This is a genomic window from Sphingomonas sp. DC4900 (assembly GCF_049896485.1).
Taxonomy (GTDB): Bacteria; Pseudomonadota; Alphaproteobacteria; order Sphingomonadales; family Sphingomonadaceae; genus Sphingomonas; species Sphingomonas aquatilis.
On record NZ_JAFCUK010000038.1, the window covers coordinates 1 to 1,509 of the forward strand.

1 protein-coding gene is annotated in these 1,509 nt (G+C 64.5%); it reads left to right on the plus strand.

The window, feature by feature from the left end; translation table 11 throughout:
• The first annotated feature begins 78 nt into the window (after positions 1-78).
• Positions 79-1,194, plus strand: coding sequence for an IS110 family transposase (locus ACP690_RS18010; protein ID WP_066693034.1), 1,116 nt, complete (start codon positions 79-81; stop codon positions 1,192-1,194).
• Positions 1,195-1,509: the final 315 nt, after the last annotated feature.

Sequence of the window (1,509 nt, forward strand, 5' to 3'; positions counted from 1 at the left end):
AGACCCCATGACTGCCGGAGCCTTGGAGGCTCGAATCTGAGATGCTGATGATGGATTTGTCAGCAGCGGAGACGAGTCATGACGGAGGCAGTGAAATACGTTGGTCTGGACGTTCATAAGGAAACCATCGCGGTCGCGGTTGCCGATGGGGAACGCGGAGGCGAGGTACGTTTCGTCGGCACGGTCGCCAACGAGGACGATGCGATCAGGAAGCTGGTCAAGCGGCTGACGGGACCGGGTGTGACGTTGAACGTCTGCTACGAAGCGGGACCCTGTGGGTATGGCTTGCATCGGCTGCTGTCGAAGCTGGGACAGAATTGCATCGTCATCGCCCCCTCGATGATGCCGCGACGCCCGGGCGACCATGTTAAGACGGACCGGCGTGACGCGATGACCCTGGCGCGGCTGCTACGCGCCGGCGAACTCACCGCGATCTGGGTGCCGGACGAAGCGCACGAGGCGGTACGCGATCTCATCCGCGCGCGACGCAGCGCGCAGGACGATGCCATCGGGGCCAAGCAGACGGTGCGCAGCTTCCTGTTGCGGCATGATCGTCGTTTTGGCGGCAAGGCGGCTTGGACGAAAGTGTACTGGCGGTGGTTGTCCGAGCAGCGGTTTGAGTTTCCCCACCAGCAGCTGGCATTCGAGGAAATGCAGAAGCGGGTGCTGGAGGCCCAGGCACGGGTCGCGCGCCTGGAGGCGGCGCTGGCTGAAGCGGTGGATGCGTGGTGTTTTGCGCCGCTGGTCCGCAATCTGCAGGTCCTGCGCGGTATCAGGCTGGTCAGTGCCGCAACGCTGGTCGCCGAGGTGGGCGACCTCACCCGCTTCGACAATCCCAAGCAACTGATGGCGTATGTCGGCCTGGTGCCGTCCGAGCACTCCAGCGGTGCCAAGACCAAGCGGGGCCGGATTACCCGCGCGGGCAACGCGCAAGCACGGACGATGTTGATCGAGGCGGGCTGGTCGTATCGGCTGCCCGCTCGCGAGGAGCGACGCTACCGTGAACGGGTCATCGACTTGCCCGAGGACATCCAAGCGATCGGGTGGAAGGCGCAGGTTCGCCTGTGCCAGCGCTACCGTCGCCTGGCGGCCACCGGAAAGCCCCAGCCCAAGGTGACCACCGCGATCGCGCGTGAACTGGTCGGCTATGCCTGGGACATCGCCCGTCGAGTGTCGCCAGCGATAGCCGGCTGATCCACACAGAACAATTCCAGGAGGAGGCGCCAGGGCACCAACTGCATAGCCTTGGCCGGCGTGCCGCGGGCACCCGACTGTGATGGGCAATCCACGGTGTACGGTGGGGCAGGTTCGTCCGACGCCCGAACTTAGACGGAGGATAGGCCCAGCGACGGATACGGGTAGTGCGGTAACCAACCCGCGGATGAGAGCATGATCAATCGTCGTCGATCAGGCGTCCGCGGCACACCCGCCAAGGTCAATGCGAACGCTGGTCTTGCGGCCAGCGACAAGGTAAACTCGGCCAGCGTCTCGGATGGCAGTCATGAGAGC